This is a genomic window from Campylobacter concisus (genome assembly GCF_002092855.1).
GTDB lineage: Bacteria > Campylobacterota > Campylobacteria > Campylobacterales > Campylobacteraceae > Campylobacter_A > Campylobacter_A concisus_AI.
The window spans coordinates 388,627-414,746 of record NZ_LVLC01000012.1 but is presented as its reverse complement, the minus strand read 5'-3'; the positions used below and the strand labels follow the sequence as shown (position 1 = coordinate 414,746).

The following is a 26,120-nucleotide window of genomic DNA, read 5'->3' as shown; positions in this document are numbered from 1 at the left end:
TAATCATTATCAGAAAATGAATAAATTTTAGGAGCTTATTATGTCAGTTTTAGTTATCGGCGCAGATGAGATAACGCCTATCAAGGCAGTTTTACATGATTTGGGAGCTGAGAAGATAGAACACTGGGATGCTAGAAATGAAAACCGCGTAAATCGCAAGCCAATCCCTCAAGATACCGAGTGTGTGGTGATGCTAACTAGCTTTTTAAACCACAACACGATGAAGACTATTAAAACTCAAGCAAAAAAGAGAAATATTCCAATTGTTTGTGCAAAAAGAAGCGTTAGTTGCGTATTTTGCGAGTACTGCAAGGTCTTTGGACTAGATAAGGAATTTGGATGCAAAGAATAATCAATGAGATTCGGGCTTTTATCAGATATTGGCGAAATAACTCCAAATATTTTTGCAAAGCTTGACAAGCTTTCACGTGCAAAAATTTTTATTGCACTTTATAATTCTGGTGTAGAAAGTGAGCTAAAAATACCGCTTTCTTACGCTAAATTTCTAAATTTCAAAGAAATTTTTGAGGCCAGGATAAATTTCCTGCTTCGTGAGAAATGTCTAAATTGTAAGCCAGCAGATCGCTTTTGTTTTTCATCAAATATCATCATAAATGCTTATTTAAAAGGCGACTTTTCAAAGATAAAATTTATAGCAAAAGAGCCAAAAATGGCGGCTGCAAAGATGATAAAAATGCTTTATGCAAGTGGGAAATTTGAGTTTTGTATCGATGCGGCACAGATGTTTTGTCAATTTGTTTATGATAAAATACGCCTCCGCCATCAAGACAAAGAGGTCATGCTAAATGGTGGTGTCATTTCGGTCAAAAAAGATGGTAAAAATTTGCTCAGTGTCATGCCAAGCTTTAAAAAAGTGAGCTTTGATGATATGAGAAATTTAAACGACGATATAGATAGAGCCGTCGGTGTGCTTGGTCACGAGTGTGAGATGGTTTATATCGTTTTTCCTAGAAATGAGGAATTTAGGCGACACGTTGAGGTTAGGCACTGTTGTGCGAGAGGTTTGATCAAGCTTGTGCCTTATACGATTATTAGTAAAATTTTTTAAAAAGGATAAAAATGATAGGTATAGTTTATGGAAGCAGCATGGGAAATACCGAAGATGCAGCAAAACTTATAAGTGAGGGTCTAGGCCTTGAAAATGAGCTTTTAAACGTTGCCGATGTAGACGCAGCAAAACTAAATAGCTTTGATAAGCTCATCCTTGGTACATCAACCTGGGGTAGTGGCGATCTTCAAGATGACTGGGATGCGTTTGACTTTAAAGCGCTAAATCTAAGCGGAAAAACAGTCGCTGTTTTTGGCATGGGTGATAGCGAGAGCTACTCTGATGAGTACTGTAATGGCATGGCAAAGCTTTATGATGAGGTCGTAAAAGCTGGCGCAAAGGTAGTTGGTGAGGTTAGCACTGACGGATATACATTTGATGGCTCTGATGCCGTAAAAAATGGAAAATTTGTAGGTTTAGCGCTTGACGCTGACAATCAAAGCGACAAAACTGAGGGTAGAATTTCAGCTTGGATCGAGCAGATAAAACCTTACTTTGCTTAATGTAATTTTAGCTAGATTTTCTAGCTAAAATTTTCATATATCCATAGCTGAGATGAAGCTTTTTATCCTCTCATTTTGGCTGTTAAAAAACTCATCTACCAAGCCATCAAATGCGATCACACCTTTATCTAAAAACAAAATTCTATCAGCTATCTTTCTAGCAAAATTCATATTATGAGTAACGATGATCATAGACTTTTTCTCTTTTGCAAGAGATAAAATAACCTTTAAAACTTCAGCCTCAAGCTCTGGATCAAGCGCGCTTGTAGGCTCGTCAAGTAGTAAAAAGTATGGATTTACAGCTAGGGCTCTAGCGATGGCCACGCGCTGTGCTTGTCCGCCTGAGAGCCTGTTTGGATAGGTATCTTCTTTGTGGCTAAGCCCCACTTTAGCTAAAAGCTCTTTTGCCTCTTTTATTGCTTCGTTTTTATCCTTTTTTTGAACATAGATCGGAGCTTCGGTGACATTTTGAAGCGCTGTTAGGTGTGGGAAAAGGTTAAAACTTTGAAAAACCATGCCTGTTTTTTTGCGAATTTCTAAAAGCTTTTTTGAGCTAAGCTTCTCTTTAAAATTTATAGCTCTATCATCTACCTCTAAAATGCCACTTTGTGGGATCTCAAGTAAATTTATGCATCTAAGAAGCGTTGATTTGCCACAACCAGATGAGCCAACTATCACGGTCGTTTGCCCCTCTTTAAAGCTTATGTTTATGTTATCTAGCACCAAATGATCGCCATAAGATTTGCTTATATTTTTAAAATTTATAGCCATTAGACATACCTTGAGACAGCTTTTTCAAGCCTTGATTGAAGATAGGTTAAGAGTGTGCAAACCACTAGATAGATAAGTGCTGCTAGGATGTAGAGGATGAGTGGCTCAAAGGTCCTTGCTGCGATCCTTTGAGCGACCATAAACATATCAACCATCGTTATAGAAGCTGCTAGTGAAGTGTCTTTAACAAGGCCTATAAATGTGTTTGAAAGCGGTGGCAACGAGATCCTCACTGCTTGAGGTGCGATGATACGCTTTAAAATTTGATAGTGCGTCATGCCAAGCGATGTGGCAGCCTCCCACTGACCTTTTGGCACAGAAAGAATGGCAGCCCTTACGGACTCAGAGGCATAAGCACCCACGTTTAGACTAAATGCAATAGTCGCCGCGCTCCAAGTATCAAGCGTGATGCCGATGCTAGGAAGTCCGTAAAATACGATAAAAAGCTGCACAAGAAGCGGCGTACCGCGAAATATCCAAACGTAGGTGGCAAATATAAATTTTAAAATTTTTATATTTGAAAGCCTTGCTACTGCTGTGATAATGGCGATGACAAGCCCTAGCGAAAACGAGAGCAATGTAAGCGGGATCGTCACCTTTAAAAGTGCGATAATCATCGGTAGCGTCGAGCTTGAAACAAGCTCGATCACTCTATCTAAATTTTCCATTTTTGCCTTGTTGGTTTATAAATTTATTTTGAGACGTCTTTGCCAAAGTAGCTTTTTGAGATAGCTTCTAGTTTGCCTTCTTTTGAAAGTTCGTTTAGAGCATTTGAAATTTGCTCTGCGAGTTCGGCGTTGTCTTTTTTAACAGCTGCTGCTGTGTAGTCTTTCTCATCAAGTGAGGCAGCTATCTTTACAGGTGCGTTTGGGCGCTCTTTTATGAAGTCGTAAAATACGATGTTATCTCTTACAACAGCATCTACGCGTCTTGATATAAGAAGCTCCATACTTTTAGCAAAACTATCTGTTACGACGTGTTCAGCGCCGTATTTTACGGCGACTTTTGCCCAGTTGCTCGTAGCTGAGTGCACGCTTTTTTAATATGCTCGCTTTTCTATTCACCAAGCCATTCTATCTTCTAGCGAAGGATAGAAATCTTCAAAGTGAAACTGATCTTCAAAAGTAGGATCATAGTATTTTGTTCTTTTTCCATATGGTCTAAATTCATCTATATAAGTGCCTTCTAACTTTATATTAAATACTTGTTCATCTAGATTAACTTTGATTCTAGATAACTGCTGTGCATGACTATAAGTAGGTTTAATGTAAAGTAGAATTTTATTAAAGCTATCAGTACTAATTCCATACATATCTAAGAATTCAAGTAAACCTAAGATAGGATAACTATTAACAATTGGATAGATACCATCAGATTCTTCACCATTAGGTCTACCATCTTTAAGTTCATACTCATTATCATAATTAAGAGATCCTTCTTTAAAGTCTCCTATCTGAGACATTAGAAATTTATCATCACCTACTTTAATTATTGATCTAGGTATACCTAATTCATTTATAGTAGGTCTATTAGTTTCAGTAGCTTCTTTAGATCTATAAAAGTTAGTATCAGGAATAAGTCCACCTAACATTCTACCTCCAGTTTGAGCATAAGTATAATACCTAGAAGTTCTCTCACCAACTTTATGAACAGTACAACTAAGTTTAACTGTCTTATGTCCATAATTATTTTTAGTTATAAATGGTTCAACATCACCATAACTAAACTTATCCGGACAACCTTCATCACTACCTACAATCAATCTTACATTAATACCATATTGATTCTGATACACGTAAGTTTTATTTGAAGTAAATTTAAATTTATCTGCACCAACGCTACTAACTAAACCTGTAGTTAAAAAAGCTGCTATTAAAATATTTTTCACTTTACTCTCCTTATTTCTCTTGTGATTTTAGTTTTATCTTTCTGATTCATTGTCTCTTTTTGCTACTTTTATTAGAGTATTGTAGATATTTTCTATCTCATAAGCTCTGCCTACACCTTTTCTTGAGTTTAAAACTTTTGTAGTGTAACTATCTTGCCATTATAGATAATCTTATGTTTTTTTGCTTCATCTAGAAATCTATTTGCTAAATCCTTAGTTATCTCTTCATAGATAACCTCAACTCCAAGCATAGGTAATTACTCTAACATAGAATTAACTCCATATAGCTCTTCTGGATATTGTCCTGGATAACCTACTCTCATAAGATTGATTATTTCATTAGAATTTCTATCTTCGTTTATGCTTACTTGGTTAAACACAACGTCTGCTTTGCCAGCGTCAAATGCAGCTAGCATCGCGTCCCATGGAGCTGTTAGAAACTCAACTTTTAAATTTAACTTTTGCGCTACTGCTCTTGCGATATCTACGTCATATCCTACTAGCTCATTTTTGTCATTATAAAATGTAAAAGGTGCGTAAGTGCCTTCAGTTGCTACTGTTAGCACGCCATCTTTTATAGTTTTTGCTTGCAAATTTAGAGCCATTGCAAGCACGGCTACTACTTTTAATAAATTTGTAAATTTCATTTTGATCATTTATTTTGAAATATCTTTTCCAAAATATTTCATCGAAATTTCGCTTATCTTACCTTCGGCTTTTAGCTCATCAAGCGCTTTGTTTATCGCTTCTAGTAGCTCGGTGTTGCCTTTTTTAAGAAGTGCAGCTGTTGGCATCGGCTCATTACTAGTATATGCGATCTTTAGCGGTGCATTTGGGCGTTGTTTGATGTAGTCAAAAAATGTGACATTGTCATTTATCGTATCGTCAGCTCTTTTTGAGATGATAAGCTCCACGCCTTTGCTAAAGCCATCAGCCACGACTACTGTTGCGCCATTTTTCTCAGCTATCGCTGCCCAGTTGCTAGTTGCAGAGTGCACGCTTTTTTTGCCCTTTAGATCAGCAAAACTTTTGATATCGTTATTATCTTTATGCACGACAATTACAGGATATGGCATGGTGTAAGGCACGCTCATATCATACTTTTTCTTTCTATCTTCGTTTATGCTAACTTGGTTAAAAACAACGTCTGCTTTGCCAGCGTCAAATGCAGCAAGCATCGCGTCCCATGAAGCTTCGATAAATTTTAGCTTTACGCCTAGTTTTTTTAGCCACGGCTCTTGCTATCTCCACGTCATAGCCCATTAGCTCATCTTTTTCATTGTGAAATGAAAATGGCGAATAAACGCCTTCTGTTGCTATCCTTATGACGCCATCTTTTTTGATCTGCTCGTAAGAATTTGCTAAGGCAGAATTTAAAGAGAGCAAACAGCCAACTACGCAGAGCGCACCAAATTTAAAAGCACTAGAAAATTTCATACAAAACTCCTTATTAAGAAAAATAAAATCAATAACGGAATTTGCAAAAAAAGATAAATTTAAGATTTATGCAAATGTTAGTCACAACTGCGACCTAGGTAATATTTTGGCGCTATTTTATCACAAAAATAAAAGGGCGGCGTCTCACTCCGCTAAAAGTGAGACCGCTAGAGCTTTTACCCCCTTAAAATCAACCTTGCCGCTTGCAAGCGTTGGGATATCATCAACGATAAATATATAGCTTGGCATCATTATCGGAGCTAAGTTGCTCTCTTTTAAAATTTGCTCGATATTCTCAGGCTCTGTGCCGCTTTTTACCAAAAGCGCGATCGCTTCCCCCTTTTTGCTATCTGGTACGTTTGCACTGCTAAAGACAACGTCATTTCCAAGCACCTTTGCAAGCTCTTCTTCGACGCTTCCAAGGCTTATCATCTCGCCGCCTATCTTGGCAAATCTTGAATACCTATCGACGATAAATACAAAGCCGTTTTCATCTATGTGGCCTTTATCGCCAGTTTTATAGTATCTTACGCTGTCTATATACGTGATGACATCATTTGTTTTAGCTTCATCGTTTAGATAGCCCTTCATCACCTGCGATCCGCCGATCACTATGAGTCCGTCCTCACCAGTTTCTAGCTCTTCAAGAGTCTCAGGGTCGATTATTTTTATGATAGTGCCAGGCAGAGGCATGCCAACGCTTCCAGGTCTATTAAATGTAAGCTCTTTTAGGCTCTCTTTTTCTAGGATATTTGGCATATTTACAGCAGCTACTGGTGCCGTTTCGGTTGCGCCGTATCCTTCATAAATTTCTATGCCAAATTTGAGCCTAAACTCGTCTTTTATCTCAGGTTTTAGCTTTTCAGCCCCAGCTACGACCATTCTGGCACTTTGAAACATTAGCGGATGAAGCTTTTTGTTTCTGGTGTAGAGCCTAAAGAAGGTCGAGGTGCCAAAGATGATGCTAGCGCTGTGTCTTGCCGCCATTTTGCCGATAGTCGCTCCATCTGTTGGATCAGGCACGCTTACCATTTTTATGCCCTCGCAAAGTGGCATGAGCGTGGTGACCGTTAGTCCAAATGAGTGAAAAATAGGGAGTGAGTTTAAGATCACATCATCTTTTTTGAAATTTAAAAGTTCGCTTATTTGCTTAATGTTTGCAAGTAAATTTTTATGGCTTAGCTCGATGCCTTTTGGCTCGCCCTCGCTGCCACTACTAAATAAAATAGTAGCCGTATCCTCTAAGCTCACTGGCCTAAAATAGCAAAGTTTAATAAGCCAAGCTGGAGCAAAAAACGCAGTTAAAAGCGCTAAAAATTTCTCTTTTTTTGAGATGCTAGCTGAGAGATCTTCTGCAAATTTAGCCTTTTCGCTCATCGCATCTTTTAGATCAAAGCCCTTAAGTGCTAGTTTTTCAAGAAATTTGCTAGAGGTGATGACTGTATTTATATCTGCCTTTCTTAGGGCGTGATTTAGCGAGGTCTCATTTAGTGTGTAGTTTAAATTTACGCTCACTTTGCCCATGGCAAGAAGCGCCATATTTACTATTGCTGCGATACTTGAGCTAGGTAGCAAGATGCCTATATTTTTCTCATCTTTTAGCTCTCGTTTGAAAATTTTGATAAAGACTAAAACGGCTGTTATAAATTTCAAGTTGCTTAAATTTAACCCAGTGCTGTCGCTCATGCACTCTTTAAATTTATCCTCTTTTGCGTTATTTAACCATTCACTTGTTAGTGGTTTTTGCCTTGAGATAAAGCTCTCCCACGATGAAAAGCTAAGCTCAAGCACCTTTTGCTTCATCTTTGCAGCGTTTATAAATGTAGTTATTGGCTTGCCAAAGGCGACGATGATGTCGCGTCTGCCGTTTTTAGAAGTGAGATCTTTGTAAAATTTACTAGCTCTTGAAAAGCTTGAACCCCAAAGGCCACGAAGGTAAAATGGCACGATGCAAATTTCTTCTAGGTCTCTTATGATAAGCTCAAAGCCCTTTTGAAATTCATTTATCTGGCCGTTGTAGCTGATGTGACCCTCTGGGAAAAGTGCGACCACTTCGCCATTTTTTAGGCACTCTCTAACTAGCTCGATCGACTCTTTGCTTGCCCCTGCGCCTATTGGGATCACTTTAAAAAATTTAAAAATTTGCTTTAGATACCATTTGTTATAGATCGTTCTATACATTACAAATCTTATACCCCTCGGGCTTGCAGCTTGAAGCACGAGCCAGTCGATCCAGCTGATGTGATTGCCAAGAAGTAGCGCGCCGCCACTTTGTGGTAAATTTTGAAGTCCTTCAACAAAAAATCGGTACTTTGTCTTTAAAAATGGCAGTAAAAGTAGCCTTGTAAAAAGGTGCGGAAGCTGCAAAATGGCGTAGAAGCTGCCAATTAAGCAAACAAGCGCTGTAAAGACAAAGAGCCCAGTGGTTGAAATTTCAAAATATACTAAGCCTATGCCAATGGCTAAAAAAAGTAGCATTGAGACGTTTTGTAAGAAGTTGTTTGCCGCCATTATCTTGCCGGTGGTCTTTTGCGGGGCAAAGTACTGGATCATCGCATTTAGCGGTACTATAAAAATTCCACCAAAAAAGCCAAATGCAAATGAGCTAAGGCTTACTACGCCGATGCTTGAGCCAAATGCGAAAAATAATAGCGAGAAAAATATACCAATAGCACCCATCGGCACGATACCAAGCTCGATGTGAAGCTTTGACATAGAGCCAGCCACGTATGAGCCAAATGCGATGCCTATGGCGCTTGCTGCTAGAATTGCTTGCACCGCTAGCGAGCTGTCGTCGTTAAAAACGGCTTTGTAATGAGCTGGGAAAGCTGCGATGATGATCTGAGAAATTCCCCAAAATATACTAAGCCCAGCGATACTTAGCCAGATATTTTTATCTGACCTTACTTCTTTTAAATTTTCTCTTAAATAGCTAAGGCGAATATATTTTTTAATATCAAAATTTTCGTTTGTTTCGTCTTTTTCATCGATGCAAGGTAACTTATAGGCGAAATATGCTTCAAGTGCGCTAAATACGACTAAAAAGATGCCAATAGGATAGACGCTTTTTAAAATTTCTTCTGAATTTTCGCCTTGGATGTATAAATTTTCAAATATAAATGAAAATAAAAATGAGCTAACAAGTATCGCTACGATGGTGAGCGCTTGAATAATGCCATTTGCTGTGCCAAGGCGCTCAGGACCGACTAGAGCTTTGATGATGCCGTATTTTGCTGGTGAGTAGATCGCACTTTGAGCGGCTAGTATGAGTGTGAGTGCAAAAGCTACGCCAAAAGCGCCCGCAAGATAGCTAAAAAGCACCGCGACGCTGATAATAACGCCAAAAATGGCACAAATTCTTATAACCTTTATTTTTGCGAATTTATCGTTTATAAAACTTGAGGGCGAAAATAAAAAGATAAATGGTAGCAAGATCATTGCGTTTATGACGGCTGTTAAGATAAAAAGTATGTCGCCATCGTATGTTTTTAAAAGAACATTTTGTATGGTGATTTTGTGTGCTAGATCGACGCTTGCATTTAAAAATGCGATCGCAAGGTAGGGCAAAAAGCCAGCAACTTTTAATAAACTCATCATAGAAATACCTTTGTGATTTTAAAAATTTTGTAAATCTAACAGCAAAATATTTAAAATATTATTAATAAAAAACTCTACATTAAATTTGGCAATAAAAATTTTTAAAAAATTTAAATTTTATATGCTTTTGGATAAAATCACGCAATCAAAAAATAGGAAAAATTTATCATGAACTATGAAATAATCGTCATTGGCGGCGGACATGCAGGCATTGAGGCAAGTCTTGCGGCTGCTAGAATGGGCAAACAAACTTTACTTATCACGATCTTAGCCGAGCAAATAGGCGCTGCAAGCTGTAATCCAGCTATCGGAGGCCTTGCGAAGGGACATCTTGTAAAAGAGATCGATGCACTTGGTGGCCAAATGGGGCTTACGACTGATGCTGTTGGTATCCAGTTTCGCGTACTAAATGAGAGCAAAGGTCCAGCAGTACGTGGTAGCCGCGCTCAGATCGATATGGATAGATATAGAGTTTATATGAGAAATTTGCTTTTAAATACGCCAAATTTAGAAATTTCTCAAGAGATCGCCACTGAAATTTTAAGCCAAAATGGCGAAGTAACTGGCGTTAAAACCCACCTAAATAACATCTATAACGCAAAAAAAGTGATAATTACAACTGGTACATTTTTAAACGGGCTAATCCACGTTGGATTTAACAAGCTAGAAGCTGGCCGTGTGGGCGAGCTAAGTGCAAAGGATCTAAGTGGCAGTCTAAGAGAGCTTGGGCTAAATTTAGGCAGGCTAAAGACTGGAACATGCCCAAGGATCGATGCAAAAACTATAAATTTTGAAATTTTAGAAAAGCAAGATGGTGACGCAAAACCAGTTGCGTTTAGCTTTAGAACTAAAAATTTTTCCCCAACGCAGCTGCCATGCTACATCGCCTATACAAACGAAACCACGCATGAGATAATCCGCTCAAATTTCGACAAAGCGCCACTTTTTACAGGTCAGATCGAGGGTATCGGACCAAGATATTGCCCTAGTATCGAGGATAAGATAAACCGCTTTGGCGACCGCGACAGACACCACCTTTTCATCGAGCCTCAGACCCTTGAAGCGACAGAGTACTACATAAACGGCTTTTCAACGAGCCTGCCTTATGAGGTGCAAGTGCAGATGCTCCGCTCTGTAAAGGGCTTTGAAAACGCCAAAATAGTAAGGCACGGATACGCTATCGAGTACGACTACATCGAGCCAACGCAGTTAAAACATAGCTTAGAGACCAAAAAGGTAAAAGGGCTATACTTGGCAGGGCAGATCAACGGCACGACTGGATACGAGGAGGCCGGCGCTCAAGGGCTAATGGCTGGCATAAATGCAGCGCTTTCACTTGATAATAAAGAGCCACTTGTCTTGCGCCGCGATGAGGCGTATATCGGTGTTTTGATCGATGATCTTGTCACAAAAGGGACAAAAGAGCCATATAGGATGTTTACGAGTAGGGCGGAGTACCGCTTGCTTTTGCGTGAGGAAAATGCCATTTTAAGGCTTGGCGGATATGGCCATGAGCTTGGGCTTCTTGATGATGAGACTTTTAATGAAATTGAAGCTATCAGGCAAAATTTAAAAGATGGGCTTGCTTACCTTAACAATACTCAAATTACGCCGAGCAAGCAAAATTTAGAGCTTTTAGCTAGCCTTGATGAAGAGCCGATCAGTCAAAATGTGAGCCTTCAAAAGATTGTTGCACGCAAGAGCTTTACGGCTGAGAAACTAAGAAAGCTTGATCAGAAATTTGCAAATTTAGATGATTCGAGTGTGGATCAAATTTTAACCGAGTGCAAGTATCAGCACTACATAAATGAGCAAAAAAATCAGATAGAAAAAATGAAAGATATGATGGATGTGAAAATTCCTGAAAATTTTGACTTTAGAAGTGTGAGTGGTCTTAGTAATGAAGTAGTCGAAAAACTTGAGAAATTTGCTCCGCCTACACTTTTTGCTGCGAGTGAAATTTCAGGTATCACGCCAGCTGCGATTGATATCTTACATATTTATATAAAGATGAATGAGAAAAAGCTTGGCTGATTTTGATTTTTGGTTTAGTTCAAAAAGCCATAAAGCTTAAAATTTTTATCTTAGAATCAAGATTTACGTGTAAGTTAAAATCAACATTATTTTTGCAGATTATATTTAGAAATTATACTTTTTTAATTTTTTGAGAGTATAATCGTTAAGAATTTATTTATAGAAAGGAATTTAATGTCAGTAAAGCAAGAAAGACGTAGCTTTATCGGCCTTGCGTTTGGTGCTGTGGCAGCTGTCGGCGGCGCTATGTCACTAGTGGCTGTTAAAAAGACTTGGGATCCGCTTCCAAGCGTAAAAGCTGCTGGTTTTACAACAGTTGATCTAAGTCCGATCAAAGATGGAGAAATGAGGCAGGTTGAATGGCGTAAAAAGCCTATTTTCATCCTTAAAAAAAGTCCTGATATGGCTAAAAATGACAAAAGAGATGTTGTCGTAGGGGATGCTAGATACGTAGTTCTTATCGGACTTTGCACGCATCTTGGCTGTATACCTGAGTATAAAGCAAGCAAACAAATGTTTGTATGTGCCTGTCATGGCGGCGAATTTAATGCCGACGGAATGCAAACATACGGACCTCCTCCAAGACCACTTGATATACCACCATTTAAGATCGATGGAACCAAGCTAGTTCTAGGCGAAACAAGCCCAGAATACGAAAAATTAGTAGCAAAAGCTTAGGAGGATAGCAATGTCTTTAGCTCATAAATCAACTGGCGTTATTGACTGGCTTGATCAACGCCTAGCTTTTACAAAACTTATGAAGGTTCTAGTTAGCGAATACTGGATTCCAAAAAATATAAATTTCCTTTGGGCAATGGGCGTTATTTTAACAACGCTTTTTATGCTCTTAATCGTTACTGGTTTTTTACTTTTAATGTATTACAAACCAGATGTAAATTTAGCATTTGATAGTGTAAATTATACTATCATGCAAGAGGTCGAGTATGGCTGGCTTTGGCGTCATATTCACGCAGTTTCAGCTTCTACGATATTTCTTATTATGTATATTCACTTGCTTACTGGACTTTACTATGGTTCATACAAAAGAGGCAGAGAGGTCATATGGATAAGTGGTATGGTGCTATTTATCTGTTTTTCAGCGGAAGCATTTAGTGGTTATATGCTCCCATGGGGACAGATGAGCTACTGGGCAGCAACTGTTATCACTCAGCTTTTTGGTGGTGTACCAGTTATTGGCGATGCTTTAGTTGAGTGGATTAGAGGCGATTATGCAGTTGGCGACTCAACACTTACTAGATTTTTTATGCTTCATGTTTGTTTATTGCCACTTGTAACGATAGCTGTTTTGGTTATTCACTTCTACTCTTTAAGAGTTCCGCATGTTAATAACCTAACAAGCGAAGATATCGACTTTGAAGTAGAGGCACAAGAGTATTTACACGGCGATAGAGCGAAATCTAAAGTTATACCATTTTGGCCAGGATTTTTAGCAAAAGACTTTATGTATGTATCATTCTTTATGATATTTGTCATTTATCTTGTTTGCTATCACTTTAACTTTGCAATGGATCCTATCAACTTTGAGCCAGCAAATCCACTAAAAACCCCACCACATATCTATCCAGAGTGGTATTTCTTGTGGCAATATGAAATTTTACGTGGCTTCTTCTTTGATATAGCTGGAATTTCAGCTTATAACATCGGTCTTATCGCGTTTGCGTTTGCAGGTGTTGCATTTATGCTTATACCTCTTCTTGATAGAAGCGACCTTGTAGCTCCAGCTCACAAAAGACCACTATTTTTTATATGGTTTTGGGTCTTAGTTGTCGATCTTATCGTTTTATCTATATATGGCAAACTCCCAACAGGTGGTTATAATGACTGGATAGGATTTTATTCATCATTGCTGTTCTTGTTCTTATTTATAATTGCGTTGCCAGTTATAACAATACTTGAAAGAAAGAGGGGCTAATTATGAAAGAGCTTAAAATTTTTGCCATTGTTGTTATTCTTTCAGGTGTTTTATATTGGGGTATCGAGCCTTATGCTCACACAAAGCTTCACCCTCATACTGCAAATGCTGAGTATAACTTCTCAAAAGAAGATACTGACTATGCAAAGCACTTTTTAGAGCAAAAAAAGGCAGCTCTTGAGACTGCTAAGGCTAGTGGAAATAAGGCAAGTATAGACGCGGCTACAAAAGATGTAGAAGTAGCACAAAAAATTCTTGATGACTATACAGCATTTTGGAATGACATTAACTCTATCGACCTTACAAAAGGTGACGCCACAAAGGGTGCTGACACTTTTGTAGCAGCAGGATGTACAGGATGCCACGGTATAGAGGCAGCAGGTATGCCAGCTAGTATGGATGCTGAGACAGCTAGTCAAAGCTTTGGGGTAGTGCCACCAGATCTTAGTACCGCTGGTAAAATTTATGATGATAAATTCTTGGCCGCACTCATTAAAAATCCAAATATGGCTTTAAAGCTAACTCATAAATTTAACGACGAGCATCCATTTCCGATGACCGCATTTATGGGTGCTGGTGGCGATATAAATGCTGAGACTGCCGATATAGTAGCTTATTTGAAAAAGGTATCTGCTGATTATGAAAAGGCAAACAATAAGATCACTGAAGAAAAGGTTTTCGCTGATGCATGTCAAAGATGTCATGATATAAAATATGACAAAAAATATGCATTTAGCAACAAAGTAAGCCTTGCTACTTATATGGGCTCAAACCCACCTGATCTATCGATGATGATTCGTTCAAAAGGCGATGAGTATTTACATAAATTTATAAACGATACTCAAAAGATGTTACCAGGCACTGCAATGCCAAGAGTTGGTTTAAATAAAGCCGCTGAAGACGATGTGGTAGCTTATATCCAAAAAGTAGGCGACAAGAAAAAGGCTGAGCGCGAGAGCACAGGGCTTTATGTCATGATTTACTTCTTTATCTTAGGAATTTTTGCTTGGCTTTGGAAACGCAAAGTTTGGAGCGAACTACACTAAAATTTAAGAGCCTTTTTGGCTCTTAAATCCTCTCTAGTAAATTTATATATAAATAGGTATTCTTTAAATTTATTCTTTTACAAAATTTAATCAAGCAGTCTTGCAAATTTTAAAATCTTACTCACTCGCATTAGCAACTTACCAAATTCAGGTCTGTTATCACTTGCCACTGAATTTGGAAGTGTGATATGCTCGCTCATAAATTTTAAAATTTGCTAAACTTTCATTCGCTACCAAGAAACGACTCCTAAAATTACTCGTTTATGAAATTTTAAAGATTTGCCTAAAACCTAAAGCAGTAGTATGCCTATGCCACCATGTAAGCTATGAATGCACAAGCGTTTTGGTAGAAATATAGAAATATATACGAGTTCAAGAAGTCACCCCAGGTAAATAAATTTATATTTTAAGCAAATCACTCACCAAAACCCACCAAATTCCACAGAAATAGTAAAATTTAGCTCCGCATCAAGCCTATTTAAAATTAAATTTCCTTGGCGATCTTGCTCATTTTATTGAGCAGTTTTTCACGTTCATTTGGCTTTAGGTTGCCGTATTGAAGCTTTGTTATCATCTGCATGAAGTCAAATTGTTTAAACATTTGCGCATCGCTTTTTAGCTCTTTTTCTAGCTGTTTATAAATTTTTTCAGTCTCTTTATTTGCTTTTTCTAAATTTTGTAAAAAGTTTCCAGTTGCGCTCATATCAAGGTCGTTTTTTGCAGCTTTATCGATGACATTTTTTAGATTTGCTAAATTTTCAGAAATTTTCATCTGTATTTCCTTTTGGATTTTAAAATTTAGAGCAAATTTTATTCCTAAATTTTCTCCCACCACTTTTTCCTAGGCTGATTTTGTGCGGTGAAAACTTCTCCGATCATCGGCGTTGCGTAGTTTAGCTCAAGTTTTGTCGCTACCTTTTCAAAACGCTTGATCGGCTCATCCCAAGCATGATAAGATAGATCAAATTTGCCCCAGTGCACCGGTACACCAAGCTTTGCACCAAGATCTTTTAGTGCTTGCGCTGACTCCTCTGGCTTCATATGCACGTAAGGCCAGCCATCACCGTAAGCACCATTTTCGATAAAAACTAGATCAAAGGCGCCAAATTTCTCATTTATCATCTTAAAATGCTTGCCGTATCCGCCATCTCCGCTAAAATAAAAGCTAAAGCCAGCCTCTTCAACCGCCCAGCCACCCCAAAGTGTTGTGTTTCTTTTAAATGTGCGCCCGCTAAAGTGCCTTGAAGGACAAAACGTGAAGTTTAAATTTCCTATTTTTAGATCACCAAACCAGTCAAACTCATAAATTTTGTCTTCATCAACGCCCCATTTTACGAGGTGGGCTTTGACACCAAGTGGCACTAGAAATTTGTCTATCCTATCCTTTAGCTCAAGGATCGTTTTATGATCAAGATGATCGTAGTGATCGTGCGAGATGAGGGCGATATCGATCACATCTGGGTAGTCGCTAGCGGTGATAGTATGCTCGTAAGCAAAGGGCTTACCACCAATTGGTAGTGGGAACGCTCGGTGCAAAACTGGGTCTGTGACGATGGTTTTGTCATCAAGCTTACAGATGAGGCTAACGTGCCCGAGCCAGATAAACTCGCCGTTTTTCAAGGCATTTGCGTCAAATTTTAAATTTGGTAAAGGCTTAGTTGGTAGCTTACCTTTTGGTGGAAAAAGTGCTTGCGGAATGTAATTTAGCATAGATGCTTGCGGATTATTTTTTACCATATCAATCGTTGGCTCTAAATTTATAAAAACTTTGCCGTTAAAATTTGGTGAAGCCTCTATGAGCTTTTGGCTCTTGGCGTCTAGCACGCCACCAAAAACTGGGGCAAATCTCATAAATACAAAAACTGCAACAATAAGCAAAAGTATAACTATAAAAATTCCCATAAAAAGCCTTTTAAATTTAAAGGTCGGATTATATTTTAGATTTTTAAATTTCAGTTTTATTTAATTAACCCTAGCTTAAATAATTAACTTGTAATTTTAAACTTAATTAAGATATTTTTACTCTTTATACGAAAATTTTATTAATAAATATTATCCTTTAGCAAATAAATATACCTAAAAGTCGATATTAAATAGATAATCTTAAAAATATATAAGATAAAAATTTAATTTTAAAAATACAAAATTTGTCAGATAGATGACGGAATTTATTCATTGTAAGTTATAGAATTATTACAAAAATTAGGAAGGAGCGTTTGAGATGTTAAATAAAAATTTAACTATCTCTATTTTGGTGACTAACCATCACTTTAAAAGTGAGCAGGGCAGTTTAGCCTTGTTTAATGGGAGGAATTTATGAAAAAACATAAATTTGTGATTGCCGATTATAAACGCTGTATAGGATGTGCGACCTGCATGGCTGCATGTTTTAAGAGCGCTTATGAACGCGGTAAGCTGTCACGTGCAAGGCTAAGTGTGCTAAGAGAAGCTACTGGCGTTATGCCAACTCAGTGCAGACAATGTGACGATGGCCCTTGTGCGAATGTGTGTCCAACTGGAGCATTGCGATTTAATGATAATTGCATTGAACTTCACGAGGAAATTTGTATAGGCTGTAAGATGTGCACGATCGCTTGTCCTTACGGTGCGATAAGCTCAAGTGCAGAGCTTATGCCTTCAGTAAATTATGCTGTCGAGCCAAAGTACAACCTTGAGATAGAGTCACAATCAGGCGCAAAAAATATCGCTGTTAAATGCGATATGTGCTTTGGTCGTGAGAACGGACCAGCTTGCGTTGATGTCTGCCCGACAAGTGCTCTTGTTATGATTGATCCAGAAGAGGGCAAACATAAACTTGGCAAGAGGATAGATTATGAAGCAGCGAATAAATTTGCTACTAAAATTTTAAACGGACAAGGAGCATAAGATGACTACGGTTTATATGCTATTTCTTGTAAGTGCCGTCGTTAGCATCTTGCTTTATTGTGCTCCAAAGGCCGCTGTAAAGGTTGGTTTTGGTCTAAGTGCTTTAAGCTGTTTTTACGCGATGTGTCACTTTGTTGCAAATATGGGAGTAAGCGATAGCTTTGCTCTTATGGATGGCTTTTTGTATTCGCCAAAATTTGCGCTAAATCCACTTGGAAATTTCTTTAGCTTTGTCGTTGTTTTCATCGGATTTGCAAGTAGCGTTTATGGTATGAGCTATGCAGATGAGTACATCAAAAAAGCAAACATTGGCGTATTTGCATGTTTGTTTAACACATTCATCCTTTCAATGCTTCTAGTAATCAGCGCTGATAATGTATTTTGCTTTGTTGTTTTATGGGAGCTTATGACTCTTGTATCATCATTTCTTATCATCGTCAATGACGGTAAAAATACACTTAAAGCGGTTATGGTATATCTTGGTATCGCACAAATCGGTGCATTTTGTATAACCTGTGGTTTGCTTATCACAGCTTACTATGCAGGAAGCTTTGAATTTAGCGCATTTATGGGTGTTAAGATGCCATTTGGCGCTTCTGCTGCTGTATTTATACTATTCTTGGTTGGCTTTGGTAGTAAAGCTGGTATGTGGCCATTTCACGTTTGGCTTCCACAAGCTCACCCAGCAGCACCATCAAACGTTTCAGCCCTTATGTCAGGCGTTATGATCAAAGTTGCTCTATTTACACTAGTTAAATTTACACTTTACTTGCCACTTAGCACATATTTTGGTCTTACAATACTCGCTCTTGGTGCAGCTAGCTCACTATTTGGTGTTTTATACGCTCTTTGCCAACACGACTTCAAAGCTTTGCTTGCTTACCACTCAGTTGAGAACATAGGCATCATTTTGCTAGGTCTTGGCACTGGTATCTACGGCGTTGCAGCTGGAAATTTAACACTTGCAGCAGTAGGTTTTCTAGCAGGTTGCTACCATGTAGTTAACCACGCTATATTTAAAGGTCTACTTTTCCTTTGCGCTGGATCAGTCATCCACGCTACTCATACGCAAAATATGGACATCCTTGGTGGTCTTGCTAAAAAGATGCCATGGACAAGCCTTGGTATGTTTATAGGTATTATGGGTATCGCAGCCTTGCCTCCAGTAAACGGCTTTGTTTCAGAGTGGTTTACATATCAAGGTATGCTTCAAGGTGCAATGGGGGAAGGAACATTAGTTAGATATGCATTTACACTTGGCGTCGTAGCTCTTGCGCTAACAGGCGTTTTGGTTGGTATGCACTTAAAACTTTACGCTGTTATCTTTGCAGGTACTCCAAGAGATCAAAAAATTTGGGAAAATGCTAAAGAGAGTCCAATAGGCATGGTTCTTGGTATGATCATCCTAATGATAGGCTGCGTTGGCTTTGGTCTTGGCGCAAACTACATAGTTGATTACATTATGCAAGCTGTAAATTCTATCGCTATAAGCGACTATAAAGCTAGTCTTGGTGCTATAAATGTAACTTCACCAATAGGTAGTATGATCTCAACTCCGCTTATCGCTTTAGTTTTATGTGCGACTATGATTTTGCCATTTATCATCCTTGCTGTTATGAAAGCAAATAGAGATAAACCACGCGAAACTGATCCATGGGCTTGCGGCTTTAAATATAGTTCACGTATGCAAATGACAGGTGGTCCATTTACAGGCGATCTTAGAAAGATCATGCAATGGCTATTTAGAGCTGATAAAAAGATCGTTACTAGAAATTATTTTGACGCGGTTGAATATCACAACCATCCAAAAGATATCTGGTGGGGAATGTTTTATGAGCCAGTCATTAAATGGTGTATGAAATTTGCCGATAAACTAGGCATCGTTCAAAGCGGATACACAAATGTCTATACGCTTTATATCCTAATTTATCTTTGTGCCATACTTGCTGTGGGCTACTTTTTAGTTTAGGAGACGAAAATGCAAACTATACTTTTAATGATATTTCAAGTAGTCGTTATCGTTTTGGTAGCTCCTTTGTTTGATGGTATGGCAAGAAAACTAAGAGCTAGACTTCAATCAAAACAAGGTAGCGATTTCTTTCAAACATATCGCGATATTATAAAACTCTTTAGAAGAGGAAGAACTGTGCCTGAGTGCTCTCACTGGGTATTTAGATGGGCTCCATTTTTCCTTTTTGCAACTTCAGCTGCAGTACTAGCTGCTATACCTATAACATACAGCAAAGATACTGTTTTTGGAGCATATTCAGATATATTTGTGATCCTTTATCTTGGCGCATTGCTTAGATTTGTATTTGGTGCAGCTTCAATGGATAGCGGCAACCCATTTGCAGCAACAGGCGGCGGTAGAGAGCAAATGCTAGGCGTATATGTCGAGCCAGTTATGATCATGTGCCTAATCGTAGTTATGCTTGCAGCTAAAACATCAAATTTAATTGAGATCCAAGAGATGGTAAAAACTGGTGTTATTGGATATCAAATCCCAAGCTTTGCCGTTGCTTCTATCGCATTTTTATGGTGCATGTACGTTGAGACTGGTAGAAAACCATTTGACGTAGCTGAAGCTGAGCAAGAGCTTCAAGAGGGCTTGCTTGGCGAGTATGCAGGTAGCGACCTTGGTTTAGTCCAAGCATCACTTATATTAAAACAGTTTGCTATGATCGGACTTTTCCTAACTATATTTGAGCCATGGAATTTTAGCAATCCTTTCTTAGCTATTATCGTTTTTGTGATAAAAACTGGAGTATTTTACGTGGCAGCTGTCTTTATAGACAACTTTGGTCCACGCTTTAAAATGACTTCATCTTTACGCAAAAATGCGCTTGGTGCACTTGCTATCTCGTTTGTTGCACTAACACTTTATGTAGTAGGAGTGTGAGATGCAAACACTTGATATTTTAGCCATTTGCATGATCGTAACTTCGCTTGCGGTTTTTGGTCTTAGAAGCTTAAAACTCTCAATCATCGCTTATGCGATTGAAACACTACTTTTAGTTAGCATATTTTTCTTGCTATCTGAGAAATTTAACGCCGAGCAGCTCAAAACTTGGGCGATCGTTGCCTTTTTTACCAAAGTTTTGCTTGTGCCAGGAATTTTATTCTGGCTTATCAAAAAACTTGGCGTAGTTAGCGAAGATGAGCCAGTTGGTGGATTTTTTGTAAGTCCTGTTATTGCTATGGGATTTTCTCTAGCTCTTTCAATGAGTATCCACCCTATATTTTTAAAATTCTCTCTTATTAAAGAAGAGATCATGCTAATCGCAGCTGGAACGGTCTTTATGATGGGAATTTTTGGCTTCATGCTAAGAAACTCATTTATAAAACAAATTCTAGCTTACTGCTTGTTTGAAAACGGTATCCACCTAAGCCTTGCTCTAATGGCTTATAACTCACATGAGTTAGTTGAGCTTGGAATTTTAACAGATGCGATATTTGCCGTTATCATCATGAGCATTCTAGCGATTAGATTTTATAAAGCTTATGATAGTTTAGATACTTCTAAAGCTTCAAATTTAAGGGGTTAGAGATGGATAGTTTAGCTTTAATACTTATCTTACCGCTCCTTGGTGCTTTGGTCTTGTTTTTGAGTCCTAAAAATTATGCGGTATTAAGCGGACTTCACGTTTTGTTTTCTGCTGCGACATCGGTGGCTTTACTTAACAATGTTCTTAAAGTCTTAAGTAGCGGAACTTTTTATAGTTTTGATAAATTTTTGTTTTTAGATAGCTTAGGCTGTGTTTTCTTGGTGCTTATAGCAGTAACTGGATTTATAGTAAATTTTTACTCTATCCACTACATGAGATGGGAGCTTGAAGATGGACACATCCACTTAAGTGATCTTAAAAAATACTACGCACTAAGCCATGTATTTATCTTTACAATGACTTTAAGCGTTATTTGCAACAACGTTGCGTTTATGTGGGCAGCTATCGAGGCTACAACACTAGCTTCTGTGTTTCTTGTCGCTATCCACAAAGATCAAAAATCAACAGAGAGTGGCTATAAATACATTGTTCTTTGCTCAATCGGCCTAGCATTTGCACTTTATGCGACTGTTCTTTTATACTCAGCTACATTTAGCACTCTAGGAGATGGCGAAGCTTCTATGCTATTTTCAAGCATAATGGCAAACGCTAAAAATTTAAACCCAGATGCAGCAAAACTTATCTTTGTATTTGCGCTAATTGGTTTTGGTACAAAAGCTGGTCTTGCTCCAACTCACACTTGGCTACCAGACGTTCACGCTGAAGGTCCAGCGCCTATCTCAGCATTGCTATCAGGCGTACTTTTAAAATGTGCGATGCTAGCACTTTTAAGATACTACGCTATCACAGCTCAAGCAGTTGGATTTAGCTTTGTTGAGGGCATAATGATCGTTTCAGGAACTATTACTCTTTTTGTAGCGGGATTTTTCCTAATCAGACAACACAACGTAAAAAGAATGTTTGCATACCACTCAATCGTTCACATGGGTGTTATCGCATTTGCACTTGGTGTTGGCGGTAAATTTGGTCTATTTGCAGCGATATTTCACTGCTTAGCTCACAGCTTTACTAAAGCTCTTGCGTTTTGCTCAACAGGCAATATAGCAAGAATCTATGGCCACAAAGATATGAGTAAGATGGGCGGCATGGTTAAGATCGCACCGATCACCACTATAATGTTTGGCGCGGCTGTTTGCTCACTAGTTGGTGTTCCAGCATTTGCTATATTTGTTAGCGAATATAACGTCTTTGTCGGAGCTATCACAAGCGGTCAATACATCGCAGTTGCGCTATTTGCTATTGCACTTGCAGTTATTTTCATAGCTGACTTTGCACACTTTAATATGGCAAGCTTTGGTGAGCCAAAAGGTGTGGTTGTTCATAATAAAGAGATGAGTTTGTTAGAGAATTTACCTCTTATAGCACTTTGTGCCCTTATCATAATCTTTGGCGTATGGCACGTAGATAGCTTTTATACGCTAGTAGATAACGGTGTTAATATAATGATGGGAGCTTTAAAATGAGAGGCGATAAATTTGTTGAAATCCTAAAAACTAAAGTAAAAATTTTAGAAGTAACTCGTCAAGCAGACGATCAAATAACAGTTTTGGTTGATAGAAATGATCTTCCACTAGCTGTTAAAACGCTTTATTATGATATTGGCGGTTTTATAAGCACGATGATACCAAATGACGAGCGCCAGATAAATGGCAGCTTTGCGCTTTATTATGCTCTTTCAATGGAAGGTAGCAAGATGACTGAAGCGGACGACTTTGCGCCTGAGGATAAGTGCTTTATCACTGTTAAAACACTTATTCCAGGAAGTGATCCGACATTCCCATCAGTTACTCCGCTAGTGCCAGCTTGTGTTTGGTACGAAAGAGAAGCTTATGATATGTTTGGTTTGGTAGCCGAAGGTTTGCCTGATAAAAGGCGTCTAGTTTTAAGTGATGACTGGCCAGACGGACTTCACCCACTTAGAAAAGACGCGATGGATTATCGCTACCGCCCTGATCCGGTTGATCACAGAGATGAGCCTGATTCTGAGTTTTTATTCCCAACAGGTGATGCAGTAGTTGATGTGCCACTTGGACCACTACATATTACTTCAGATGAGCCAGGTCACTTTAGACTTTTCTGTGATGGTGATGAGATCATCGACGCTGACTACCGCCTCTTTTATCAACACCGCGGTATGGAAAAGCTAGCTGAAAACAGAATGAACTATGATCAAATGGGCTATCTTGCAGAGAGAGTTTGTGGAATTTGTGGTTATGCTCACGCTATTGCTTGTATTGAAGCAGCAGAAAAAGCTATCAAGCTTGAAATTCCACTAAGAGCTCAAGCTATACGTGTCATCTGTCTTGAGATCGAGCGTCTTCACAGCCACCTTTTAAATATCGGTCTAGCTTGTGAGGTTACTGGTAACTATAATGCGTTTATGCACATCTTTAGGGTTCGTGAGTACTCTATGGAGCTAGCTCAGCTGGTAACTGGCGGACGTAAAACTTATGGTAACGTCGTTATGGGCGGCTTAAGACGTGACATGACAAACCAAGAGATCAAAAAAGGTATCGAGATCATAAATAAACTTGACGTTCAAATTTCAGAAATTTGGGACGCAGTTATGGAGGATAAACGCCAAATCGGACGCTGGAAAGGTGTGGGAATCCTAGATCGCCAAATAGCACGTGACTTTAGCCCAGTTGGTCCAAATATGAGAGGCTCTGGCTTTAAACGTGATAACCGCTACGATCACCCATACGACTTTTTTAAACAGATAGAATTTGAAGTAGCAGTTGAGCATGGTTGCGACGTTTTTGCTCGTGAGATGGTTAGATATAAAGAACTAAAAAGCTCTATCCACATCATCCGCCAATGCTTTGAGCTAATGCCTCAAACTCCGATCATGATCGATCCTGTGACTATGATCAAACCTGAAAATTTTGCACTTGGTCATGATGAAGCACCACGTGGCGAGAACGTTCACTGGATCATGCAAGGTAGCGCTCAAAAAGTATATCGCTGGAGATGCAGGGCAGCAACATACAACAACTGGCCAAGTCTAAGGTATCAATTTAGAGGGAATAACATAAGTGACGCTGCGCTTATCGTTTGCTCACTTGACCCTTGCTACTCATGTACAGAGCGTGTTACTTTGGTTGATGTAAGGACTAAAAAAAGTAAAATTTTAACAGAGAAAGACCTTAAAAAATTCTGTCAAGATGGCGGGGTTAGTAAGAAGGATTTAAGATGATGAAGTTATTTGACATCACAGAAAAATATGGAAAAGCGACATACGCCTATCCATTTGAGCCATATATTGTTCCTGAAAATTTCCGTGGTCAGCCAAACTATACATACGATCTTTGCATAGGTTGTGCAGCTTGCGGTATCGCTTGTCCTAGTAACGCGATAGAGCTTAAGATGAACGAGGAGCAAACAAAGCTTGTTTGGGAATTTGACTGCGGACGCTGCATATTTTGCGGACGCTGCGATGAGGTTTGCCCAACTGGAGCTGTAAGACTTAGTGATAGCTTTGAGCTTGCGGTTAAATTTGACAAGAGCGCTCTTATACAAAGGGGCGAGCTTGAGATGCAAACTTGCAAATGCTGCGGCAAGTCATTTACGCCAAAAAGGCTTATAAATTTCACCCTTGAAAAGCTTGGCACAGCAAATTTACTCCCAGGCAGACTTGAAGAGGCAAAAGACTACCTTTATATCTGCCCAGAGTGCAAGAAAAATCAATCTGCTGAGAGGCTAACAAAAGGCATTGAGGAGGCTATAAAATGAGTCTATATCAAGTCCCAGAGGACATAAAAACAGCAAATGATCTAACTGCAAAGCTAGAGCATCTAAAAAATATCAAAAGAAGCTTTAGCGTTTATAGGATCGACTGCGGAAGCTGTAACGGCTGTGAGATAGAAATTTTTGCAGCTATTACGCCGATGTGGGATCCTGAGCGTTTTGGTTTTAAACTTGTTGCAAACCCAAGACACGCTGATATTTTGCTTTGCACTGGTCCTGTAACAAGACAGATGTATTATCCGCTTCTTCGTGCTTATGAGGCGACTCCAGATCCTAAGATCGTAGTTGCTCTTGGTGCATGCGGAAGCAGTGGCGGAATTTTCCACGATGCTTATAGCGTTTGGGGCGGCATCGATAAGATAATCCCAGTCGATGTCTATATCCCAGGCTGTCCTCCACACCCAGCAAGCATTATTTACGGCCTTGGCATGGCTCTTGGTATCATAGATCAAAAGCTTCATAAAAAAAGCTACGAAGAAGATAATACATTGCCACCTTCAGTTGAGAAGTCGATCATAGGCGATATTTTATTCGAGCGTGACTTGCAAGCTGAAAGCAGAAGGCTAATGAGCTATATCTTTGGTAGAATCCTTTTTGAAAAATATATGAATGCTATCAAATGTTCAAAAGATGTCCATGACCCAAGCATTTCAAGAGAGGCTGTGCTTACAGCTATCAAAAAAGAGGAAGATCCTAGATATGCTGAGTGCATGGGGCTTTTGCATAATGATGTCTATCTAAAATATGCAAAAGCTGATAAAAGCTTTGCGATAGACGTTGATAGCGAGGTTTGGAGTAAGAGATGATACAAGTTTATAAGCTTACAAAAAGGCATATGGATGACAACGATAAGCTTCCACGCGAGCTAAAAGAGATAAAAATTTTCTCCACTTGCGTGGGACACGGCGTTGGTACGATAGACTTTAGCGAGAAAATTTTAGAGCTAAGCGATGAGGAATTTGACGAGATGATCAAAAACTCAGGCGAATACGTGAAATTTAAGATCGGAAATTTAAGCAAATATTTTGAAGTTGAAATTTTTGCCGAGCATATCGCTAAACTCTTGCCGCAGCTTTGTGAGTGTAAGCTTAAAGAAATTTTGACAAATTTAAAAGAGGGATATATCGTGCTTAGGAAGGACTTTTGATGAAAAAGGCCATCCTTTGCATTGGTAATCCTATGCGTGGCGATGATGATGTGGGTAATGAAGTAGGTCGCATCGTAGAAGCTGAGCTAAAAGAGTGGAAGGTCTTTTTTGGGCAAGATGTGCCTGAGAATGAATTTTCAGCTATTAGAGAATTTGCGCCTGATATTTTGATAGTAGTTGATGCGATGAGCGGCTTTGATGAGGATAAGATAGAGTTTTTTGACCTAAGTGACGATAGAGACTACATCTACTCAACTCACAATCTCCCAACGCCAGTGCTTTTGAGCTATTTGCGAAAAATTTGCCCTAAGACGCTTTTTCTTGGCATTAGCGTCTTGCTCGAAAATGTCTTAAATTTCGAAGAAGGACTAAGCGAGCAGGCTAAAAAAAGTGCCAGAAAAGCTTTTTTAAGAATTGTAGAGATTGATAAAAATTTAGTCGGTTAAATTTAGCAAATAGCTAAATTTAGTCTTTTTGGTTACTAAAGGCAAAATTT

General features: G+C 38.8%; 23 protein-coding genes and 3 pseudogenes. 17 read left to right on the top strand and 9 right to left on the bottom strand.

What is annotated here, in order from left to right:
- Positions 1–40: 40 nt before the first annotated feature.
- The 3 genes from A3223_RS06340 to fldA are packed head-to-tail and all read left to right on the top strand — an operon-like array spanning position 41 to position 1,572.
- Positions 41–352 (top strand): DUF2325 domain-containing protein, encoded by a 312-nt coding sequence (locus tag A3223_RS06340; RefSeq protein WP_002939277.1) that lies wholly within the window; start codon positions 41–43, stop codon positions 350–352.
- Positions 353–355: 3 nt separating this feature from the next.
- On the top strand, positions 356–1,069 hold the full coding sequence (locus A3223_RS06335) for a UDP-N-acetylmuramate--alanine ligase (protein ID WP_084109592.1): 714 nt from the start codon (positions 356–358) through the stop codon (positions 1,067–1,069).
- Between the two features lie 11 nt (positions 1,070–1,080).
- A complete protein-coding gene (gene fldA, locus A3223_RS06330) occupies positions 1,081–1,572 on the top strand; it encodes a flavodoxin FldA (protein ID WP_021091868.1) in 492 nt (163 codons plus the stop codon).
- A 33-nt stretch (positions 1,573–1,605) separates the two neighbouring features.
- On the opposite strand, the gene A3223_RS06325 is transcribed toward fldA, so the two are convergent.
- The 7 genes and pseudogenes from A3223_RS06325 to A3223_RS06295 form a co-directional block, all read right to left on the bottom strand.
- Complete coding sequence (locus tag A3223_RS06325; protein ID WP_084109591.1) at positions 1,606–2,343, bottom strand: amino acid ABC transporter ATP-binding protein; 738 nt, start codon at positions 2,341–2,343, stop codon at positions 1,606–1,608.
- Complete coding sequence (locus A3223_RS06320; protein ID WP_021088124.1) at positions 2,343–3,011, bottom strand: amino acid ABC transporter permease; 669 nt, start codon at positions 3,009–3,011, stop codon at positions 2,343–2,345. Before A3223_RS06320 ends, A3223_RS06325 begins: the two co-directional genes overlap by 1 nt.
- Positions 3,012–3,034: 23 nt before the next feature.
- A pseudogene (locus A3223_RS06315) lies at positions 3,035–3,382 on the bottom strand (transporter substrate-binding domain-containing protein); the annotation flags it as partial.
- 21 nt (positions 3,383–3,403) lie between these two features.
- On the bottom strand, positions 3,404–4,231 hold the full coding sequence (locus A3223_RS06310) for a hypothetical protein (protein ID WP_084109590.1): 828 nt from the start codon (positions 4,229–4,231) through the stop codon (positions 3,404–3,406).
- A 347-nt stretch (positions 4,232–4,578) separates the two neighbouring features.
- Positions 4,579–4,878: pseudogene (locus A3223_RS06305) on the bottom strand (transporter substrate-binding domain-containing protein); the annotation flags it as partial.
- A gap of 9 nt (positions 4,879–4,887) precedes the next feature.
- A pseudogene (locus tag A3223_RS06300) lies at positions 4,888–5,668 on the bottom strand (amino acid ABC transporter substrate-binding protein).
- Positions 5,669–5,812: 144 nt separating this feature from the next.
- Positions 5,813–9,265 carry an acyl-[ACP]--phospholipid O-acyltransferase gene (locus A3223_RS06295; RefSeq protein ID WP_084109589.1) on the bottom strand — a complete coding sequence of 1,151 codons (3,453 nt, stop codon included), beginning with the start codon at positions 9,263–9,265 and terminating at the stop codon, positions 5,813–5,815.
- Between the two features lie 168 nt (positions 9,266–9,433).
- Here A3223_RS06295 and mnmG point away from each other — a divergent pair, with 168 nt between their 5' ends.
- The 4 genes from mnmG (at position 9,434) to A3223_RS06275 (ending at position 14,278) form a co-directional block, all read left to right on the top strand.
- Entirely contained in the window at positions 9,434–11,299 is a 1,866-nt protein-coding gene (gene mnmG, locus A3223_RS06290) for a tRNA uridine-5-carboxymethylaminomethyl(34) synthesis enzyme MnmG (RefSeq protein WP_084109588.1), read from the top strand.
- Positions 11,300–11,473: 174 nt separating this feature from the next.
- Entirely contained in the window at positions 11,474–11,977 is a 504-nt protein-coding gene (gene petA / locus A3223_RS06285) for a ubiquinol-cytochrome c reductase iron-sulfur subunit (RefSeq protein ID WP_021091707.1), read from the top strand.
- Between the two features lie 10 nt (positions 11,978–11,987).
- Positions 11,988–13,232, top strand: a complete 1,245-nt coding sequence (locus A3223_RS06280) for a cytochrome b (RefSeq protein WP_084041924.1) — start codon at positions 11,988–11,990, stop codon at positions 13,230–13,232.
- A gap of 2 nt (positions 13,233–13,234) precedes the next feature.
- A complete protein-coding gene (locus tag A3223_RS06275; RefSeq protein ID WP_084109587.1) occupies positions 13,235–14,278 on the top strand; it encodes a c-type cytochrome in 1,044 nt (347 codons plus the stop codon).
- Positions 14,279–14,762: 484 nt separating this feature from the next.
- Here the strand turns inward: A3223_RS06275 and A3223_RS06270 are convergent, their stop codons facing one another.
- On the bottom strand, positions 14,763–15,050 hold the full coding sequence (locus A3223_RS06270; RefSeq protein ID WP_084109667.1) for a hypothetical protein: 288 nt from the start codon (positions 15,048–15,050) through the stop codon (positions 14,763–14,765).
- 44 nt (positions 15,051–15,094) lie between these two features.
- Positions 15,095–16,180: an MBL fold metallo-hydrolase gene (locus tag A3223_RS06265; protein ID WP_084109586.1), complete on the bottom strand. Its 1,086-nt coding sequence runs from the start codon at positions 16,178–16,180 to the stop codon at positions 15,095–15,097.
- Between the two features lie 414 nt (positions 16,181–16,594).
- Here A3223_RS06265 and A3223_RS06260 point away from each other — a divergent pair, with 414 nt between their 5' ends.
- Genes A3223_RS06260 through A3223_RS06215 form a run of 10 tightly spaced genes read left to right on the top strand, consistent with a single transcriptional unit; the run spans position 16,595 to position 26,070 of the window.
- Positions 16,595–17,164 (top strand): 4Fe-4S dicluster domain-containing protein, encoded by a 570-nt coding sequence (locus A3223_RS06260; RefSeq protein WP_021091760.1) that lies wholly within the window; start codon positions 16,595–16,597, stop codon positions 17,162–17,164.
- A 1-nt stretch (position 17,165) separates the two neighbouring features.
- Positions 17,166–19,133: a proton-conducting transporter transmembrane domain-containing protein gene (locus tag A3223_RS06255; RefSeq protein WP_084109585.1), complete on the top strand. Its 1,968-nt coding sequence runs from the start codon at positions 17,166–17,168 to the stop codon at positions 19,131–19,133.
- Between the two features lie 9 nt (positions 19,134–19,142).
- Positions 19,143–20,063: a respiratory chain complex I subunit 1 family protein gene (locus tag A3223_RS06250; RefSeq protein ID WP_084041928.1), complete on the top strand. Its 921-nt coding sequence runs from the start codon at positions 19,143–19,145 to the stop codon at positions 20,061–20,063.
- 1 nt (position 20,064) lies between these two features.
- Positions 20,065–20,709 (top strand): hydrogenase 4 membrane subunit, encoded by a 645-nt coding sequence (gene hyfE / locus A3223_RS06245; protein WP_021091711.1) that lies wholly within the window; start codon positions 20,065–20,067, stop codon positions 20,707–20,709.
- Between the two features lie 2 nt (positions 20,710–20,711).
- A complete protein-coding gene (locus tag A3223_RS06240) occupies positions 20,712–22,193 on the top strand; it encodes a hydrogenase 4 subunit F (RefSeq protein WP_021091695.1) in 1,482 nt (493 codons plus the stop codon).
- Complete coding sequence (locus A3223_RS06235) at positions 22,190–23,926, top strand: hydrogenase large subunit (RefSeq protein ID WP_084109584.1); 1,737 nt, start codon at positions 22,190–22,192, stop codon at positions 23,924–23,926. Before A3223_RS06240 ends, A3223_RS06235 begins: the two co-directional genes overlap by 4 nt.
- Positions 23,923–24,462, top strand: coding sequence for a formate hydrogenlyase complex iron-sulfur subunit (locus tag A3223_RS06230; RefSeq protein ID WP_084109583.1), 540 nt, complete (start codon positions 23,923–23,925; stop codon positions 24,460–24,462). Before A3223_RS06235 ends, A3223_RS06230 begins: the two co-directional genes overlap by 4 nt.
- A complete protein-coding gene (locus tag A3223_RS06225; protein ID WP_084109582.1) occupies positions 24,459–25,283 on the top strand; it encodes an NADH-quinone oxidoreductase subunit B family protein in 825 nt (274 codons plus the stop codon). The genes A3223_RS06230 and A3223_RS06225 overlap by 4 nt, the downstream gene beginning before the upstream one ends.
- Positions 25,280–25,624, top strand: a complete 345-nt coding sequence (locus tag A3223_RS06220) for a formate hydrogenlyase maturation HycH family protein (RefSeq protein WP_084109581.1) — start codon at positions 25,280–25,282, stop codon at positions 25,622–25,624. Before A3223_RS06225 ends, A3223_RS06220 begins: the two co-directional genes overlap by 4 nt.
- Positions 25,624–26,070 carry a hydrogenase 3 maturation endopeptidase HyCI gene (locus tag A3223_RS06215; RefSeq protein ID WP_021091859.1) on the top strand — a complete coding sequence of 149 codons (447 nt, stop codon included), beginning with the start codon at positions 25,624–25,626 and terminating at the stop codon, positions 26,068–26,070. The genes A3223_RS06220 and A3223_RS06215 overlap by 1 nt, the downstream gene beginning before the upstream one ends.
- Positions 26,071–26,120 lie beyond the last annotated feature (50 nt).